Genomic DNA, 16,571 nt, shown 5'->3' on the forward strand with positions numbered 1-16,571 from the left:
GGCGGATTTGGTCCCCGGGGAAAGGGACTTCGGGCCCTGACCGGCGAGTACCCGGCCCGCCCATGCTGAACCTCCCGGCCCGCAGGAGGACCGTGCACCCGAACGTCCGAGGAAGGGAGCCGTCGTGAAGGCACGCGACATCATGACGAGGCCGGTGGTGCGGGTCGGGCCCGCGACGCCGGTCCGGGAAGCCATCGTGCTGCTCACCGAGCACTGCGTCGCGGCGCTGCCGGTGGTGGGCGAGGACGACGCGGTGCTCGGTGTGTTCACCGAAGCCGACGCGCTCCGCAGCGGCATCACCGGTGCGGCACCCGACGTGCTGGTGGCCACGATGATGACCACGCCGGCGGAGACCGTGCGGCTGGACACGGACATCACCGAGATCGCCCGGCGCATGCTGGGCGACCGGCGGCGCAGCATCCCGGTGGTCGACGACGAGGGCGTCCTCGCCGGCATCGTCAGCCGCCGCGACCTGCTCAGCCCGCTGGTGCGCCAGGACGACTCGATCGCCTCGCACCTCAACTCGCTGCTCACGGACTACAGCGGCCATCGCGACCGGTGGGCGGTTTCGGTCACCGGCGGCATGGTGACCGTCCGCGGCGCCTTCACCGACGAGGCCGAACGGCGGGTCGTGACGGCGCTGGCGAAGACCGTCTTCGGGGTCGTGGGCGTGGAGCTGTGGGAAGAAGCGTCGGTGCGGACGTGAAGATCCTCACGATCGCGGCGTTCTTCGCGATCATCGTCACCGGCCGGGATCCGCGGCCGTTGTTCGAGTTCACCTCCGGCGTGCTGCGCTGGAGGTCGGCCGCACGGACCCCGTGTTCGGCCTCGGCTGCGTCGACGCCGGCCTATCGCGCCACCCCGAAGCGAAGGAAGCCACGATGACCACGCACCTGAAGACCAAGCCGGCCGAGGCGCCGCCGGTCGACGCCCGGGCGCCGGCCGCCCGGTTGCTGCGGGACCTGCGGACCACGCCGGGCGGCCTGACCGCCCGGGAAGCCGCCCGCCGGCTGCAGGTGAGCGGCCCGAACGCCCTGCCGTCGCACGGTGGCCGGCGGTGGCCCCTCGAGCTGGTGCGGCAGCTGGTCCACCCGCTGGCGTTGCTGCTGTGGGTCGCGGGCGGGCTGGCGTGGGTGGCCGGGACGACGAACCTGGCGATCGCGATCGCCGGTGTCATCCTGCTCAACGGCCTGCTGGCGTTCGTCCAGGAGCAGCAGGCGGAAAAGGCGGTCGAGGCGCTCGGGAAGTACCTGCCCGACCGGGCGCCGGTGCTGCGCGACGGCCAGGTGTGGCACGTGCCCGCGGCCGAGCTGGTCCCCGGTGACGTCCTCGTCCTCGAGGAGGGCAACCGGATCCCGGCCGACGCCCGGTTGATCGACGGCACGGTGGACGTCGACGCGTCGATGCTGACGGGGGAGTCGGTGCCGGTGACCCGGATGGCCGACGCCCACGACGACGCCGGCCGCGCGCTCGATTCGCCGGTCCTCGTCTTCAGCGGCACGGTGTGCGTCGCCGGGGCCGCGCACGCCGTCGTCCACGCCACCGGGCGGCACACCGAGATCGGCCGGATCGCGTCGCTTTCCTCGCGCGTCGGCCGCGAGGAAAGCCCGCTCGAACGCCAGGTGCGGCGGGTCGCGTGGCTGATCGCGCTGGTCGCCGTGGTGGTCGGGATCGGCTTCCTGCCGCTGGGCTGGCTGGCCGGGCTGTCGTGGTCGGCGGCGTTCGTGTTCGCGATCGGCCTGCTGGTGGCCAACGTCCCCGAGGGCCTGCTGCCGACGATCACCCTGGCCCTCGCCGCGGGCGTCCGGTCGATGGCCAAGGCCGGGGCGCTGGTCAAGCGGCTCTCCGCGGTGGAGACGCTCGGGTCGACGACGGTGATCTGCACCGACAAGACCGGGACGTTGACGCGGAACGAGATGAGCGTCGAGGAGGCGCACCCGGCCGGGGAGTCGTTCGTCGAGGCGTTGGCCCGGTGCAGCACCGCCGACGTCACCGCGTCGAGCGGTGACCCGACCGAACTGGCGTTGCTGCGGTACGCGAGCGCGAACGGCGCCGATCTGTCCCTTCGCGACGCCGGCCGGAAGGCGCTGTACCCGTTCGACCCGCGGCTCAAGCGGATGTCCACTGTAGACACAGTCGGCGATGACCTGTGGGTCTCGACCAAGGGGGCGCCGGAGCAGGTCCTGCCCCGCTGCGTGATGCCTGCCGAAGAACGTGCGCGTCTCCTGGCCCTCGTCGACGAGATGGCGGGCCGGGCCCTGCGGGTGCTGGCGGTCGCCGCCCGCCGCGTGTCCGCGCTGCCGGGCAGCCGTGAAGAAGCCGAGACGGAGCTGACCCTGCTCGGCCTGGTGGGCCTGGTCGACCCGCCCCGCCCCGAGGTCGCCGCGGCGGTCGCGGACTGCCATTCGGCGGGCATCCGGGTGCACGTGGTGACCGGTGACAACGGCCGCACGGCCGCGGAGATCGCCCGCCGCGTCGGGATCGGCGCGGACCGCGTGATCAGCGGCGAGGAGCTGGCCGGGCTGCCGGAGCCGGCTCTGGACGAAGCGTTGACGGCGAACGGCGAGATCGTGTTCTCCCGCGCGGCGCCGGAGGACAAGCTGCGCATCGCGGACGCGTTGCGCGACTGCGGCGAAGTGGTGGCGATGACGGGCGACGGCGTCAACGACGCGCCGGCGTTGCGCCGCGCGGACATCGGCGTGGCGATGGGCATCGGCGGCACGGACGTGGCCAAGGAAGCGGCGACGGTGGTGCTGACGGACGACAACTTCGCCACGATCGTCGCCGGCGTCCGGGAGGGGCGCCGGGTGTTCGACAACGTCCGGAAGTTCGTGCTCTACATCTTCGCGCACGCGGTGCCGGAGGTGCTGCCGTTCCTGCTGTTCGCGGTGTCGGGCGGGATGATCCCGTTGCCGTTGACGGTGTTGCAGATCCTGGCGATCGACCTCGGCACGGAAACCCTGCCCGCGTTGGCGCTGGGGCGTGAACCCGCCGAGCCCGGCCTGATGTCCCGCCGCCCGCGGCGGCGGTCCGAAGGCGTGGTCACCGGCCGGATGCTGCTGCGGGCCTGGGGGATCATGGGCCTGGTGTCGGGGGTGCTGGTGCTGGGAGCGTTTTTCGCGGTGCTGTACGCGGCGGGCTGGCACCCGGGCGCGGACGTCTCGTCGGGCGCACTGCACACGGCGTACCTGCAGGCCACGACGGCGAGCTTCGCGGCGATCGTGTTCTGCCAGGTGGGCACGGCGTTCGCGGCCCGCACCGAGCGGGTGTCGCTGCGCTCGGTGGGCCTGACGACGAACCGGCTGCTGCTGGGCGGGATCGTGTTCGAGCTGGTGTTCGCGGCGGCGTTGGTCTACCTGCCCCCGCTGCAGGCACTGTTCGGGACGGCGGCGCTCCCGGCCTGGGTGGTGGCGATGCTGCTCCCGATGCCGGTCATCGTCTGGGGGGTGGACGAGCTGTTCCGGTGGGCCACCCGCCGGGGCGCCGCTCACGAGTGACGCCTCACGCCGAGGGTGCGGTCCACTGCTGGTTCGCTTGGCCGTTGCACGCCCAGAGGAGCACCTTGGTGCCGTTCGCGGTGCCCTGGCCGCTGGCGTCCAGGCAGAGGTTCGACTGGACGCCCGTGATGGTCCCGTTCGCGTTCACCGTCCACTGCTGGTTGGCCTGGCCGTTGCAGTCCCAGATGACCACGGCCGTCCCGTTGGCCGTGCCCTGGCCGGACGCGTCGAGGCACTTGTTCCCGTAGACGGTGAGCTGGCGGCTCGCCGTGCGCGTCCAGGTCTGCCCCGGGCCGCCCTGGCAGTCCAGCAGCTGCACCTGGGTGCCGTTCGCGGTGCTCGCGTTGGGCACGTCGAGGCAGCGGCCGGACTGCTTCCCGGTGATCGGCCCGCCACCGGCCGGGGGAGTGCCGTCGGTGCCGGTGACGGTGAGCAGGACCGCCTCCCCGGCTCCGACCGACGTGGCGTAACTCGAGGTGAAGGTGCCACGGTCGGCGCCCGCCCAGATGTCGCGGACGACCGCCGGGCCCGACAGGCCGAGGGCGGACCACCGGGCGGTGATGGTGGCGGCCGAGCCGGTGCGGTTGAGCAGGACGACCGCCCGGCGTCCGGTGCCGGACAACACCTTCTGGTAGACCTGCAGCCCCGAAGCGTCCTCGGCGACCTTCGTGCCCTGCCGCCCGAGCGAGTCCTGGTCGATGGCGATCATCTCGCGGTTGGTCAGCGTGGCGCGCGTGGCGGCGCTCATGTCGCTGGGCTTGTTGCCCGCGATCAGCGGGGCACCGGAGATGGCCCACAGGCTCAGGTGGGTGCGGTTCTGCGCGTCGGAGAAGCCGGGCAGGCCGGCGATGAGCATGTCGGGATCGTTGTAGTGGCCTGGACTCTGCGCGCTCGGGTGCTGGGCCGCGTCGAAGTTGGCCAGCATCCGCGACATCGACGGCCGCTCGCCCCAGTAGATGATGTCTCCGCTGGTCCGCCACAGGTTGGCGATGGCAGGCGCCCAGTTCCACGGCTGGTTGCCGCCCCATTCGCAGACGGAGAACGCCATCGGGCGGCCGGTCTGGGCGGTGGCACGCGAGATCGAGTCACTGATCGCGGTGTAGGACGTGCGGGCGTTGAGCCCTTCGGCGTTGCCGCCGCACCAGTCGACCTTCACGTAGTCGAAGCCCCAGCGGGAGAACTGGAGGAAGTCCTGGTCGTAGTGGCCTTCCGCGCCGGTGCCCGGGTAGGCGGGGTGCCCGGTGGGGTAGTAGTAGCCGCAGCCGTTGCGGCCGGCGTCGGTGTAGATGCCCGCCTTCAGGCCCTTGCCGTGGATGTAGGCGGCGATGGCGGACATCCCGCCCGGCCACTTCGCGGTGTCGACGGTGATGTTGCCGCTCGCGTCGCGGCTGCCGGTCCACCACCCGTCGTCGATGTTGACGTATTCGTAGCCCGCGTCCTTCATCCCGGAGGCCACGATCGCGTCCGCCTGCTGTTCGATCACGGTGTGGTCGATCGCCCCGGCGAAGGAGTTCCAGGAGTTCCAGCCCATCGGCGGCTTGGTGAGCGGAGCCGGCGCGGCGTCGGCGCTCGGCGTCACCGCAAGGGACAAGCAGGCCGCGATCAGTGCACACAACGTCCACAGAGGACTGAAGAGGCGTCGGGAAGCGGCGGGGCGTGCTGGTGACAACGGAACCCCCATCGGCGTTGACGGCGAGCCGGGCTGCGGCAGGGCTGTGAACGCTAACACGGCCGAGGGCCCGCCTCAATGTCCGATCGGCGCGGGATTCCTTTCTGCTGGCCAGTTCCGTGAAAGAGGCTTTTCACGGCGTAACTTTCACGGGCTACGCCCGGATCAGGCGGCGTGCCGACTCCGGGGTGATGACCACGACCGGGCACCGCGAATACCGCACGCACTCCCGGCCCACGCTGCCCAGCACCAGGTCCGCCACCGCGCCGCCGCGGTGGGCGCCCAGCACCAGCAGGTCCGCGTCCGCCGACGCCGTCACCAGCTCCGTCGCCGGGTCGCCGTGGACCGTCCGGATCTCCAGCGCGGCCGGGGTCTCGATGCCCAGGCCGGCGACGTGCTCCACCAGTGAGTAGCCCGCCTCCGGGACCCGGCCGTGCGGCTGGATGGCGAACGACGTGCCGGGCAGCAGCTCGTCCCGCGGCCGGACGAGGATCGCGCGGACCGTGTCACCCGCGTGGGCGCCGACCTCGAGGGCCCACCGCAGGGCCGCGTCGCCGCGGGGCGAGCCGTCCATGCCGACGATGATGACGCGATCGATGCTCATGACTTCCTTCTTTCTCCGGGACGCGTCATCGTGCGACCGGCGGGCGCCGGCCCGGTAGGGGACGAATTCCGCCGGAGCGGAGGACTTTGTGCTCCGGTGCGGGCGCCGCCGGCCCCGCGACCATGAGTCCGGCGGGGCATCCGGCTCCGTGCCGAGGAGTGACCGCGAACGACCCCGCCCTGACCGGTGACCAGTGCGGTGTTCGTGACGTCGCCGGCTGACACCGCCGAGGGAGACCCGATGTCCGACGTGCCCCACCGCGCGAGCCCGTGGCCGGGTGCGCACGTCCCGGCCCGCCCCGACCCGCTCCTGACGTTCCTGGGCCGGGCCCGGTACCTGCTGGCGGCGGCGGACACCACGCTGCTGGTCGGGTGCGGGCTGTTCGAAGGGCCGGACACGGCGTGGCGCCGCAACTTCTCACCGTGCCCCGGCGAACTGCACGCGGCGGACGCGGTGATCCTGCCGAGCGCCGACCTCGGGCACGCCGGGTTCCTGCCGCAGCTGGCCGCCGAAGGCTAGCGCGGGCCGGTGTTCGCGACCCCCGGCACCGCCGCACTGCTGCCGGTGGTGCTGTCCGATGCCGCGAAGCAGTTCGCCGAAGACGCCGCACAGGCGTGCCCGCCGCCGCCGGGTGTCCCGCCGTTCCGCGCGGAGGACGTCACCCGCGCGCTGGCCCTGGTCCGGCCGGTCGAGTTCGGCTCGCTCCACCGCCTCGGCAACGTGGAGTTCGAGTTCGGCCGCGCCGGCGGCCGGCTGGGCGCGGCCTGGGTGCGCGTGCGGGCCGCCGGCCGTTCGGTGGTGTTCGCGGGCCCGCTGGGCGCGGCGGACCACCCGCTGCTGCGGGCACCGGACCCGCGTCCCCGCTCCGACGTGCTGGTCCTCGCCGCACCCGGCCCGCCCGCCGACGGCCACCTGCCGGATCGGTTCGCGGCGGCGGTCCACCGGGCGGCCCGGCGGGGCGGCAGCGTGCTCGTCCCGGTTCCGGCGGACGGCGGTACGGAGACGCTCCGCGTACTCGCGCGGACGGGTCAGCTCCCCCCTCTGCCCGTGGTCCTGGACGGCGCCCTCGATCTCGAGGTCCACCGGCAGGCGACGGCCGAGCTGCGCGGCGGCGCGCGCGTGCCGGCGCCGGAGCTGACGGCGGAGCCACCGGACGGGCCGTCGATCATCCTGGCCGGCCTGGCGACGGCGGACGCCGGCCGGGTGCTCCGGCACTTGGCCAGGCTGCTGCCGGATCGCCGCAACGGCGTGGTCCTGCTGGGCCACCCGGCGCCGGGGACGCGCGCGGCGCAGCTCGCGGACGGGGCCCGCCACCTGAAGATCCACGGCCGGTACGTCCCGGTTCGCGCGGAGGTGACCGCGCTCGGCGACACGGGAGCGTTCGCGGGCCCGGCGGAGGTCCTGGCCTGGGCGGCCGCGACCCCGGCACCCGAGACGGCGTTCGTGGTCGAAGGGGACGCGGAACCGGCGCACGCGCTGGCGAAGGTGCTGCACGCGGAGACGGACTGCTGCGCCGTGGTCCCCGAGGACGGGGAGCGGGTGGTGTGCTGAGCCCGGCGAACCGCGTGCCGAAACCGGTGCTTCCGCTCGGGACCGCCGCCCCGGCAGGCACCGCTCAGCGGTGGGCCGTCGCGCGCAGCACGTCCTGGAAGGTGACCATCCCGACGACGTGCCCGCCTTCGACGACCGGCGCCGAGCGCACCCCCGCGTCGGTCATGCGCCGGGCCAGCTCGCGCACGTCGGTGTCCGGCGGCACCGCCAGGCCGGTCGTGCGCATGACCGAGCCCGCCGTGCGGGGGCCGCCGTCGAGCATCGCGCCGGTGTCCGGGTCGCCGGGCGGGGCCGGCGACCGCAGGATGTCCACTTCGGACAGCACGCCGAGCAGCCGCCCGTCCGCGTCGACCACCGGCATCGTCGTGAACCCGTGCGCGGTCATCGTTTCCGCGGCTTCTCCGAGCGTTGCCGTGGGGGCCAGTGCGAACGTCGGGGTGGTCATGATGTCGCGTGCGCGCATGGTTCGGGCTCCGTTCCCGTCGGGTGCCCCGACCTTCCCGCCGGGTTCCGCGGCCGGTACAGGGTCCTAAGTCCCCGACCTGCCCGCCGACGGACTCCGGTCCGGGGTCCAAGGCCTCTTCGGCGAACGCCGGCGTCCGGTGATCCTGGAAGAGAAAGGGAACAGCGAACGGAAGGACGGCCCCATGAACCGGATCGCGCGGATGTGGCGCACGCTGATCCCGCGCCGGGGTTCGGTGGCGCGTCCCTCGGACCGCGTCCAGGGCGGTCTGCTCGCCCTCGTGGTGCTGCTCGCCCTCGTCGCCCTGCCGGTCGCCGCGAGCTTCGGCTCGGAGACCTTCGGGCACCAGCGGGCGCAGTCGGCTCAGGAGCTGGCGGAGCGCTCTGCGGTGACGGCGACCCTGCTCGCCGACGGTCCCGAACTGTCGGTGAGCCCACGCAGCGGCCTCGTCGGCAACGGCGCACCGACCGACGCGACCTGGGTGCTGCCGGACGGAACCCGCCGCTTCGGCCGGGTCGTCGCCGACGAAGGCACCCTGAAGGGGCACACCTTCGGCATCTGGGTGGACCGCGACGGCAACCCCGTCGATCCGCCGCTCAGCGGCGCGGCCGTGGTGATCGACGCCGCCGGCGTCGGCCTGGGCCTGTGGCTGGCGGCGCTGATCGTGCTGGCCGTCGCCTACCGGCTTTCGGTGTTCTCGCTCGACCGGCTCCGCTTCGCCCGCTGGCAGCAGGAGTGGTTCGCCGACCTGGACCGCAAAACCCGTTCTTGAGGACGAAGAGAAGGTGAAACTGACATGACCACGGCAAACCAGGGCGACATCGTCGTCGGTGTGGACCATTCGGCGATCAGCGTGGCCGCGCTGCGCTGGGCGGTGTCCGAGGCGGCGGTGAGCGGCCGTCAGGTCGTCGCGCTGCGTGCGTGGACGTTCGAGCCGGTCTACGACCTCGGTGCGGCGGTCGCCGGCACCCCGCAGACCGTCGCCGACCGCGAACGGCACCAGCTCGACGAGGTCGTCGGCGAGGTGCGGGCCGAGCACCCGGGCGTGACCATCCGGGCCGAGCTGGTCGAGCACTCGGCCACGGTGGCCCTGGAGGAGGCGTCGAAGACGGCCTCGATGCTCGTGCTCGGCAGCCACGGCCACAGCCGGTTGCTGAAGCTGCTGGTCGGCTCGGTCGCCGAGCACTGCCTGCGCGAAGCGAGCTGCCCCGTGGTGGTGATCCCGGCGCGAACGGTTCCGGAGCCGGAGAAGGACGCGACGCCGGAGCCGGAGCCCGCGGTCGGGTACCTTCCCGGGCCGCTGCTGTGAAGGAGGTCAGGATGCCCAGCCGTCGCAAGGTGGGTTCGGTCATGACGACCGAAGTGACCACCGTGGGTCCGGACACGCCGTTCAAAGCCGTGGCGCTGCTGCTGGCCTCGTGGAACATCAGCGGGGCGCCCGTGGTCGACGAGGACGGGCGGGTGCTCGGCGTGGTTTCCCAAGGAGACCTGCTCGAGCGCGAAGCTCCGCACGGGCTGCTCAAGCCCGGTTCGCGGCAGGCGAAGCGGAAGGCCGGTGCGGCGTTCGTCGCGGACCTGATGACGGCCCCGGCCGTCGTCGTCCGCGCGGACGACGACGTCGCGGTGGCCGCGAAGCTGCTGGAGGAGCACCACTTCCACCGCCTGCCGGTGGTGGACGACGACGGCAAGCTCGTCGGCGTGGTCTCCCGCTCGGACCTGCTGCGGGTGTTCCTGCGCACCGACCGCGAGATCCGCGACGAAGTCCGGGAGGAGGTGCTGCTGCGGGAGATGGCCATGGATCCGGCTTCGCTGTACGTCTCCGTGCACAACGGCATCGTGACCCTGAACGGCACGGTCGAGCGGCAGAGCATGATCCCGGTCATCGTGGCGCTGGTCCGTCGCGTCGACGGGGTGGTGGAAGTGCGGGAGACCCTGCAGGGCCGGTTCGACGATCGGGGCGTGTCCCCGACGCCGTCCGGGCCGGCCGGGGTGCTGAGCCGGAAACCGCCGACCTACTGAGCCACGAAGAAGCGGCCACCGTCCAAGCCGGACGGTGGCCGCTTTCGTCGGTTCAGCTGCGGAACAGCGCGACCTTCAGCGCGTTGCTGTCCTGCGGGTGGGCGAAGACGTCGTAGGCCTCGTCCATCTCGTCGAGCCCGAACCGGTGGGTGACGAACCGGCTCGTGTCCAGCCGGCCGGCCGCGAGCATCCGCAGCAGCATCGGCGTGCTGGACGTGTCGACCAGACCGGTCGTGATGGTCACGTTCTTGATCCAGAGTTCTTCGAGGTGCAGCGTCGCCGGTGCGCCGTGGACGCCGACGTTGGCCACGTGGCCGCCCGGGCGCACCAGGCGGGTGCACAGCTCGAACGTCTCGGGGACGCCGACCGCCTCGATGGCGACGTCCGCGCCGAGCCCGCCGCTCGCCTCGGCCACCGCGGCCGCCGCGTCACCGGGCTGCACCAGCACGTCGGCGCCGAACGACTTCGCCGCGTCGAGCCGGGCCGGCTCCTTGTCCACCACGATGATCGTGCTGGGGGCGAACAGCTGGGCGTTGGTGATCGCGGCCAGCCCGATCGGCCCGGCGCCGACGATCACCACCGTGTCGCCGGGTTTGACGCCGCCGTTGCGGACGCCGACCTCGTAGGACGTCGGGACGATGTCGGCGAGCATCAGCGCCGCCTCGTCGCTGACCCCGGGCGGCAGCACGTAGGTCGAGGTGTCGGCGAACGGGACGCGGGCGTACTCGGCCTGGACGCCGTCGGTGGTGTGGCCGAGGATCCAGCCCCCGCCGCCGAGGCACTGGCCGTAGGCGGCCCGGCGGCAGTACTCGCACCGGCCGCAGGCGGTGATGCAGGAGACCAGGACCTTGTCACCGGCTTTGCCGCCGGTGACGGCGGAACCGGTCTCGACGATGGTGCCGACCGCTTCGTGGCCGAGGATCCGGCCGCGCTCGACCTCGGGCACGTCGCCCTTGAGGATGTGCAGGTCGGTGCCGCAGATGGTGACCGCGTCCACGCGGACGATCGCGTCGGTGGGCGCGGTCAATTCGGGGTCGGCGTGGCCGGTCCAGCTGCGCCGGCCCGGTCCGTCGTACACGAGAGCCTTCATCGTTGTTCCTTTCGCGCAGGGGAAAAGGGCGCCCGCCGGTCGCGGGCGCCCTGGGGCGAAGTGCTCAGCGCAGCCACGTGCGGTCGCCGGCGAGGGCGGCCCAGCGGCGGCCGAGGCCCCATGTGTTCCCGGCCGCGGTGGCGGCCAGTGCGATGAGGACGAGGGCGTAGATGATGTGGTAGTCGATGACGGGGTTGGTGGAGTGGGTGGCTTGGCCGGTGCTGGTGCTGAGGGCGAAGGGCCATTCGGCGGCCCACATCATGAGCATCATCAGTGAGCCGGCGGCGGCGCTCAGGCGCAGGCCGATGCCGGCGATGACGGCGGTGCCGATGCCGGCGAGGCCGAGCATGAACAGTGTGTCGGCCCACCAGGTGCCGGCCCAGGCGTGGAACATGGACTGGAAGGGGCCGGCGTCGACGCCGCTGAGGAAGCCCTTGGTCGGGGAGCCACCGTTGATCCAGGCGCCCTTCGACGGGGTTGCGTAACCCCAGCCGAACAGCTTGTCCAGGAACGCCCACAGGAACACGAACCCGGTGGCGAACCGCAGAACGGCCAGCGACTTCCCGCCGGCGGTGGGCTCGGCGACGAAGTCGGGGACCGTCGCCGGCTCGGTGGCCCGCTGGGTGGGAGCCGTCTTCTGTGCGTCCGGCTTGATGGACATGACAAACCTCCGTTCGTTCGGTGCTGCGGTCAGTTTGTTCCGGTTCCCGAACGGTTTCTGGGGCCGAAGGTCCCCGCTGCGGAGGCCCTTGGGTGCCGGATGCCGAGGACCGCGTACGCCGGTGGACCCCGCACGCGAAGGAAGCCGGTCCCGGAGTTCCCGGTGACCGCGCCGGCCGACGAATTCGCCGGGGTGGCTCAGCGAGCCTGAGCCGACGCCGCGGTCACCTGGGCGCGGGCGTGGGCGACCGCGTCGTCGAGGCTGGTGAAGAGGCGCTCGCCGGTGCGGAGGGCGCCGGTGGTGGTCAGCAGGTGCCGGTGGTGGTCCTGGACTCCCTTGAGCAGCACGGCGATGCCTCGGGCTTCGAGCCCTTCGATGGTCTCGCCCAGCGCCTTCGCGCCCGTGGCGTCGAGCAGGTGCAGGCGGGACAGGCGCAGGATGACGACGAGGGCGTCGTCGGCCGCGGCCGCGATCTCCGCCGCCACCCGCTCCGAGGCGCCCCAGAACATGGCGCCTTCGAAGCGGAACACGGCGATGTGCTCGTCGCCGTCGGTGGCCGGGCCGGGGAGGGGGTCCCGCCGGGCCCGGGCGGCACCGGCGAGGTGGCGCAGCGCGAAGAACGCGGCGACCAGCAGGCCGATCTCCACCGCCAGGATGAGGTCGGCCGCGACGGTGACGAGCGCGGTCACGGCGAAGGTGGCCGCGCTGGAGCGGCTCGCGCGCACGACTTCGCGGATCGTGGCGAGCGGAACCATGCGCAGGCTGGTGACCAGCAGGACGCCGGCGAGGGCGGCGAGCGGGATCCGGGAGACGAGCGCGCCGGCGGCATAGATCATCGCGAGGATCACCAGCGCGTGCGCGGCCGCGGCCAGCCGCGTGCGCGCCCCGGACCGGACGTTGACCGCGGTGCGGGCGATCGCGCCGGTCGCAGGCATCCCGCCGAACAGGCCGCTGACGATCGAAGCCAGGCCCTGGCCGACGAGCTCGCGGTCCGGCCGGGTCCGGCCCACCGGCGGCCCGCCACGGGTCATCGTCGCGGCCACCCGCGCCGACAGCAGGGATTCGATGGCCGCCAGCGCGGCCACGGCGACGACGGCCCCGGCGAGGTCGTGGACGACGCCGAAGGTGAAGTGCGGCAGCGTGGGAACGAGGGTGCTCGGCAGGGTCCCGATGCGCGGCACCGGGGCGTGCGTGACTTCCGCGGCGACCGTCGCCACGATCACCGCCACCAGCGACGCCGGGATCCCGCGGTGCAGCTTCGGCAGCGCGAGCATCGCCAGCGCCACCACGGCGACCGTCGCGACCGTCCAGCCCGCCACGGCGCTCGGGTGGGTGACGGCGGCGACGGCGCTCAGCAGCGGGTTCCGGCCCGCGGGCGCGGCCGTCCCCACGGCGGCGGGGAGCTGCTGGAGGAAGATGATGCAGGCGATGCCGAGCGTGAACCCTTCGACGACCGGCCAGGGCAGGTAGCCGACCAGCCTGCCCAGCCGCGCGACGCCCGCGGCGAGCACGACCACGCCGCCGAGGATCGAGACCAGTGCCACCGACGACGTCCCGTGGGCGGCCACGATCGGCGCCAGGACGACGGCCATGGCGCCGGTCGGGCCGGAGACCTGGACCGGGGAGCCGCCGAACACCGCCGCCACGATCCCGGCCACCACGGCGGTGACGAGCCCGGCCGCCGCGCCGGCCCCCGAGCTGATGCCGAAGGCCAGCGCCAGTGGCAGGGCCACGACCCCGACGGTGAGGCCGGCGAGGAGGTCCGCGCGCAGGACCGGCGGCCGCAGGTCGTAGTCGGCCCGGCCGGGCAGCAGGTCCCGGACGGGCGCAAGGCGGCTCACGCCTCGGCCGCGATCGCGTCGAGGATGGCCTGCGGGCTGGCTCCGGGCAGCGGCGGCAGTTCTTGAGCGGTCCGGAGCCGGCCGGAATCCGGAGCCAGGCTCGAAAGCAGGAAGGCACGGGCCACGACCAGGAGCTCCGCGACCAGGGGCTGGGCGAGCCAGTACTCGACGGCGTTGCCCGTGCGGGTGGAGGTGACGACACCGCTGCGGCGGAGCACCGCGAGGTGCTGGGACAGGTGGGACGCTTCGCAGTCGGTCACTTCGAGCAGCCGGGTGACCGGCGTGCCCTCGTCGCCGGCCGCGGCCAGCACCTCCAGCACCTGGATCCGGATCGGGTGGGCCAGGCACTTGAACAGGTCGGCCTTGATCCGGTAGAGCGGCTCGGTCGTGCGGGAGCGGACGGGCATGTGTACCTCCTGGATTGATGATTCTATCAATCCATCAACCCGCACCTTCAGCGGGCCGCGGCCCGCAACGCCGGGAACTCCCGCTCGATGGCCTTGGCGAGCACTTCGGTGTCCGGGACCGCATCCGCGTCCGCCGTGATCCCGAACGTCACCTCGCCGGCGTAGCTGAGCATCGCCACGCCGATCCGCACCCGCAGCGCGATGGGCACGTACGGGTGGATCCGGACGATCCGGCGGCCGAGCGCGGACAGCGGCTCGGCGGGGCCGCGCACATTGGTCGTCACCGTGACGATGTTGCGCTGCGGCAGGTGCGCGGCCGCCCGGATCGCCCACGCGACCGGGGCGAACGGCTCGTGCGCGGCGGTGGCGGTGAGCAGCGCGCCGGCGTCGGCTTCCTTGGCGGCCTTGAGCGTGCCCAGCCGCCGGTGCACCCGGACGAGGCGCTGCGCCGGGTCGGCCAGGTCGACCGGCAGCAGCGGCAGCAGGAGCGAGACCTCGTTGTCGAGCGTGGTGCCGGTCCGCACGGACACCGGGACCAGCGACCGCACGCTGTCGGCGGCGGGCGTCTCGCCGCGCTGCAGCAGCAGTTCCCGGAACCCGCCGGTCACCGCGGCCAGCAGGACGTCGTTCACCGTCACGTCGAACGCCCGCGCGACGGCCTGGACGTCGGCCAGCGGCACCGACGCGGTCGAGTAGCGCCGGTCGCGCCCGAGCGGCCCGGTCAACGGCGTGGGGGACGCCGGCAGCAGCGCGGACGCCATCGCCGTGAGACCGCGGGCGGCGTCGCTGACGCGGCGGGCCAGCCGGTTCGGGTGCAGCAGTTCGCGGGCGAGCAGCCGGGCCTGGGTCCACGGTGCGCGCAGCAGTGAGCCGACGGCGTCCAGCAGCAGCTCGGCCGCGCCCGGGTCGGCCGCTTCCGCGGCGGGATGCGGGTCGAGCGGGGCGTCGCCGAAGAGGACGGTCTGGAGCCGCGTCGCCGCCATCCCGTCGGCCAGCGCGTGGTGCACCTTCGTCAGGATGGCCCAGCGCCCGTCCGGCAGGCCCTCGATCACCCAGAATTCCCACAGCGGCCGGTCGCGTTCGAGCCGTTCGCCCATCAGCAGCGCGACCAGCTCGCAGAGCGCGTTCTCGTCGTGCGGTGCCGGGAGCGCGACCCGCCCGAAGTGCGCGGGCGGGTCGAACGCCGGGTCGTCGACCCAGACCGGCGGCCCGAGGTCGAACGGCACCGTGCGCACCTTCTGCCGGTAGCGCGGGATCCCGGTCAGCCGCGCGAGCACGGCCGCGGTGAACTCGTCGTGGCCGGGCACCGGTCCCTCGGCGATCGCGACCGACGCGATGGCCAGCGACGATTCCGGGTCCTCGTCCTCGATCTCGAGGAAGGCCGCGTCGAGCGGGCTGAGCCGGTCCATGAGGTCCTCCCGGAGTGGTCCGCGCGGGGTCATCTCGTTCTCGTCAGGGCGTTCCGGCGGCGTTCGTACTCCTCCTGGTCGAGCTCGCCGCGGGCGAACCGCTCGTCGAGGATCCGGCGGGCGGTATCGGCCGGTGGCGGCGCCTGCGGTCCCGGCCGGGCGAGGACCACGGCGAGAGCGGCGACCGCGGCCAGGACGAGCACCATCAGCACGAGCATGCCGATGCCGCCTGCCCAGCCGGTCCAGCCCATGGTTCCGGGGTGGTGCCAGTACGGCATGACCGGCCTCCTTTCCTCAGCGGGCCTGGAAGTGTGCGGGCGGCGCGTCGAGCGGCTGCAGCACGTCCTCGAGGTCGCGTCGCGGTGTTGCCGGCAGCGGCTCGGCGTTGGCGGGGGCCCAGCCGATGCGGAGCACCATTTGGGGGAATGACCCGCCGGTGACGTGTTCGGTGACGGTGTCGCGGACGTCGGGCAGTTCGAGCGGTTCGGTGAGGGGGCATGAGGAGAGGCCGAAGGCGTTGGCGGTGAGTATTACGGCGCTGGTTGCTTCGCCGGCGCGCAGGCGGGACATCCGGTCGTCGGAGGCGGTGCTCAGTACGAGCAGGACGGTCTCGTCGTCTTCGGCCTTGGCGTCGGGCGGCTGGGCCAGCTGTGGGTCGGCGAAGGGGCGGGTGCGGAGTGCGCCCGGGGTGTCGTCCGGTGCGGGGGTGTTGCGGGCTGGGACGCCGTCGGGTGAGAGGTGGCGGCCACTCCAGGCCGCCAGCTCCGTGCGGTAGCCCGGATCGGCGGCGTGCCGGTCGGCGGCCTCCTCGATTGCCGTCGCCAGGTAGTACCGCGCGGAGTTCTCCGCGGCCTGCAGCACGGTGCCTTCCAGCGCGGCCGCCCGGGACATCGCTTCGACGTGGCCGCGCGGGACGGCCCAGGAGCTGTGGCGGCGCCGGTCGGTCCGCCGCCGGGGGATGGCGGCGGCCATGGCGATCTCGTCCTGGGAGGGGTCGTGCGGGTGCAGGGTGATCGCCGCCAGGTGGTCGGGCTCGGCGGGGTTGGGCAGCCGGTGCACCTCGGCGGCCCAGCCGAGTGCGGCGAAGCCGACCCGGGCGTGGTGCAGGGCGGCGCCGCAGCTGAGGATCAGGTCGCGGCCGTCGGGGTCGGTTTCGTGCAGGAGCCGGTCCGGGTCGGCGTAGAGGTGCAGGGAACTGTCGCCGATCCGCCAGTACCACGGCTGGGAGTTGTGCACCGACGGCGCGCGGACGGCCATCGCCACCGCGGTCTTGACGGTGAACTCGTCCGGGAATGCTCGGTCCGTCATCGGCTTTCCTCGTTGTCAGGGGTTGCTGCCGGGGGTGGTTTCCGCCTCGACC

Annotated in this window: 18 protein-coding genes; 8 read left to right on the forward strand and 10 right to left on the reverse strand. The window is 73.3% G+C overall.

What is annotated here, in order from left to right:
* Positions 1 to 124: 124 nt before the first annotated feature.
* The 3 genes from ACWEGE_RS16690 to ACWEGE_RS16700 are packed head-to-tail and all read left to right on the forward strand — an operon-like array spanning position 125 to position 3,497.
* On the forward strand, positions 125 to 706 hold the full coding sequence (locus ACWEGE_RS16690; RefSeq protein ID WP_449661328.1) for a CBS domain-containing protein: 582 nt from the start codon (positions 125 to 127) through the stop codon (positions 704 to 706).
* Positions 703 to 885, forward strand: coding sequence for a hypothetical protein (locus ACWEGE_RS16695; RefSeq protein WP_449661329.1), 183 nt, complete (start codon positions 703 to 705; stop codon positions 883 to 885). The genes ACWEGE_RS16690 and ACWEGE_RS16695 overlap by 4 nt, the downstream gene beginning before the upstream one ends.
* On the forward strand, positions 882 to 3,497 hold the full coding sequence (locus ACWEGE_RS16700) for a cation-translocating P-type ATPase (protein ID WP_449661330.1): 2,616 nt from the start codon (positions 882 to 884) through the stop codon (positions 3,495 to 3,497). The genes ACWEGE_RS16695 and ACWEGE_RS16700 overlap by 4 nt, the downstream gene beginning before the upstream one ends.
* Before the next feature lie 4 nt (positions 3,498 to 3,501).
* On the opposite strand, the gene ACWEGE_RS16705 is transcribed toward ACWEGE_RS16700, so the two are convergent.
* Both ACWEGE_RS16705 and ACWEGE_RS16710 read right to left on the reverse strand, forming a co-directional pair.
* Positions 3,502 to 5,112, reverse strand: coding sequence for a glycoside hydrolase family 27 protein (locus tag ACWEGE_RS16705; RefSeq protein WP_449661331.1), 1,611 nt, complete (start codon positions 5,110 to 5,112; stop codon positions 3,502 to 3,504).
* A 208-nt stretch (positions 5,113 to 5,320) separates the two neighbouring features.
* Entirely contained in the window at positions 5,321 to 5,770 is a 450-nt protein-coding gene (locus tag ACWEGE_RS16710) for a universal stress protein (protein ID WP_449661332.1), read from the reverse strand.
* A gap of 240 nt (positions 5,771 to 6,010) precedes the next feature.
* On the opposite strand from ACWEGE_RS16710, the gene ACWEGE_RS16715 reads away from it, so the two are divergent.
* Together ACWEGE_RS16715 and ACWEGE_RS16720 are read left to right on the forward strand one after the other, a co-directional pair.
* Entirely contained in the window at positions 6,011 to 6,289 is a 279-nt protein-coding gene (locus ACWEGE_RS16715) for a hypothetical protein (RefSeq protein WP_449661333.1), read from the forward strand.
* A 9-nt stretch (positions 6,290 to 6,298) separates the two neighbouring features.
* Positions 6,299 to 7,321, forward strand: coding sequence for an MBL fold metallo-hydrolase (locus ACWEGE_RS16720; protein WP_449661334.1), 1,023 nt, complete (start codon positions 6,299 to 6,301; stop codon positions 7,319 to 7,321).
* A gap of 64 nt (positions 7,322 to 7,385) precedes the next feature.
* On the opposite strand, the gene ACWEGE_RS16725 is transcribed toward ACWEGE_RS16720, so the two are convergent.
* Positions 7,386 to 7,784: a CBS domain-containing protein gene (locus ACWEGE_RS16725; protein WP_449661335.1), complete on the reverse strand. Its 399-nt coding sequence runs from the start codon at positions 7,782 to 7,784 to the stop codon at positions 7,386 to 7,388.
* A 184-nt stretch (positions 7,785 to 7,968) separates the two neighbouring features.
* On the opposite strand from ACWEGE_RS16725, the gene ACWEGE_RS16730 reads away from it, so the two are divergent.
* From ACWEGE_RS16730 to ACWEGE_RS16740, 3 genes are read left to right on the forward strand one after another with little or no spacing between them, the layout of a single operon-like run.
* The gene (locus ACWEGE_RS16730; RefSeq protein WP_449661336.1) at positions 7,969 to 8,556 is read left to right on the forward strand and encodes an Rv1733c family protein; all 588 of its coding nucleotides are present in this window, start codon (positions 7,969 to 7,971) and stop codon (positions 8,554 to 8,556) included.
* Positions 8,557 to 8,580: 24 nt separating this feature from the next.
* On the forward strand, positions 8,581 to 9,093 hold the full coding sequence (locus ACWEGE_RS16735) for a universal stress protein (protein WP_449661337.1): 513 nt from the start codon (positions 8,581 to 8,583) through the stop codon (positions 9,091 to 9,093).
* 41 nt (positions 9,094 to 9,134) lie between these two features.
* Positions 9,135 to 9,803, forward strand: coding sequence for a CBS domain-containing protein (locus ACWEGE_RS16740; protein WP_449661338.1), 669 nt, complete (start codon positions 9,135 to 9,137; stop codon positions 9,801 to 9,803).
* 52 nt (positions 9,804 to 9,855) lie between these two features.
* Here ACWEGE_RS16740 and ACWEGE_RS16745 read toward each other — a convergent pair whose 3' ends face one another.
* The 7 genes from ACWEGE_RS16745 to ACWEGE_RS16775 form a co-directional block, all read right to left on the reverse strand.
* Positions 9,856 to 10,893, reverse strand: a complete 1,038-nt coding sequence (locus ACWEGE_RS16745) for a zinc-dependent alcohol dehydrogenase family protein (protein ID WP_449661339.1) — start codon at positions 10,891 to 10,893, stop codon at positions 9,856 to 9,858.
* A gap of 64 nt (positions 10,894 to 10,957) precedes the next feature.
* Positions 10,958 to 11,554: a hypothetical protein gene (locus tag ACWEGE_RS16750; RefSeq protein ID WP_449661340.1), complete on the reverse strand. Its 597-nt coding sequence runs from the start codon at positions 11,552 to 11,554 to the stop codon at positions 10,958 to 10,960.
* A 197-nt stretch (positions 11,555 to 11,751) separates the two neighbouring features.
* The gene (locus ACWEGE_RS16755; protein ID WP_449661341.1) at positions 11,752 to 13,395 is read right to left on the reverse strand and encodes a SulP family inorganic anion transporter; all 1,644 of its coding nucleotides are present in this window, start codon (positions 13,393 to 13,395) and stop codon (positions 11,752 to 11,754) included.
* Positions 13,392 to 13,802 carry an ArsR/SmtB family transcription factor gene (locus ACWEGE_RS16760; protein ID WP_449661342.1) on the reverse strand — a complete coding sequence of 137 codons (411 nt, stop codon included), beginning with the start codon at positions 13,800 to 13,802 and terminating at the stop codon, positions 13,392 to 13,394. The genes ACWEGE_RS16755 and ACWEGE_RS16760 overlap by 4 nt, the downstream gene beginning before the upstream one ends.
* 47 nt (positions 13,803 to 13,849) lie before the next feature.
* Positions 13,850 to 15,211 carry a wax ester/triacylglycerol synthase family O-acyltransferase gene (locus ACWEGE_RS16765; RefSeq protein WP_449661343.1) on the reverse strand — a complete coding sequence of 454 codons (1,362 nt, stop codon included), beginning with the start codon at positions 15,209 to 15,211 and terminating at the stop codon, positions 13,850 to 13,852.
* Between the two features lie 29 nt (positions 15,212 to 15,240).
* A complete protein-coding gene (locus ACWEGE_RS16770) occupies positions 15,241 to 15,489 on the reverse strand; it encodes an SHOCT domain-containing protein (protein WP_449661344.1) in 249 nt (82 codons plus the stop codon).
* Between the two features lie 16 nt (positions 15,490 to 15,505).
* The gene (locus ACWEGE_RS16775; protein ID WP_449661345.1) at positions 15,506 to 16,519 is read right to left on the reverse strand and encodes an Acg family FMN-binding oxidoreductase; all 1,014 of its coding nucleotides are present in this window, start codon (positions 16,517 to 16,519) and stop codon (positions 15,506 to 15,508) included.
* Positions 16,520 to 16,571 lie beyond the last annotated feature (52 nt).

The sequence above is a fragment of the Amycolatopsis sp. NPDC004747 genome, assembly GCF_053601335.1.

Bases quoted from the DNA above. Each gene is read 5' to 3' on its own strand.
- ACWEGE_RS16700 (WP_449661330.1), top strand. From the start codon at position 882: ATGACCACGCACCTGAAGACCAAGCCGGCCGAGGCGCCGCCGGTCGAC.
- ACWEGE_RS16710 (WP_449661332.1), bottom strand. From the start codon at position 5,770: ATGAGCATCGATCGCGTCATCATCGTCGGCATGGACGGCTCGCCCCGC.
- ACWEGE_RS16715 (WP_449661333.1), top strand. From the start codon at position 6,011: ATGTCCGACGTGCCCCACCGCGCGAGCCCGTGGCCGGGTGCGCACGTC.
- ACWEGE_RS16725 (WP_449661335.1), bottom strand. From the start codon at position 7,784: ATGCGCGCACGCGACATCATGACCACCCCGACGTTCGCACTGGCCCCC.
- ACWEGE_RS16730 (WP_449661336.1), top strand. From the start codon at position 7,969: ATGAACCGGATCGCGCGGATGTGGCGCACGCTGATCCCGCGCCGGGGT.
- ACWEGE_RS16735 (WP_449661337.1), top strand. From the start codon at position 8,581: ATGACCACGGCAAACCAGGGCGACATCGTCGTCGGTGTGGACCATTCG.
- ACWEGE_RS16740 (WP_449661338.1), top strand. From the start codon at position 9,135: ATGACGACCGAAGTGACCACCGTGGGTCCGGACACGCCGTTCAAAGCC.
- ACWEGE_RS16745 (WP_449661339.1), bottom strand. From the start codon at position 10,893: ATGAAGGCTCTCGTGTACGACGGACCGGGCCGGCGCAGCTGGACCGGC.
- ACWEGE_RS16750 (WP_449661340.1), bottom strand. From the start codon at position 11,554: ATGTCCATCAAGCCGGACGCACAGAAGACGGCTCCCACCCAGCGGGCC.
- ACWEGE_RS16760 (WP_449661342.1), bottom strand. From the start codon at position 13,802: ATGCCCGTCCGCTCCCGCACGACCGAGCCGCTCTACCGGATCAAGGCC.
- ACWEGE_RS16765 (WP_449661343.1), bottom strand. From the start codon at position 15,211: ATGGACCGGCTCAGCCCGCTCGACGCGGCCTTCCTCGAGATCGAGGAC.
- ACWEGE_RS16770 (WP_449661344.1), bottom strand. From the start codon at position 15,489: ATGCCGTACTGGCACCACCCCGGAACCATGGGCTGGACCGGCTGGGCA.
- ACWEGE_RS16775 (WP_449661345.1), bottom strand. From the start codon at position 16,519: ATGACGGACCGAGCATTCCCGGACGAGTTCACCGTCAAGACCGCGGTG.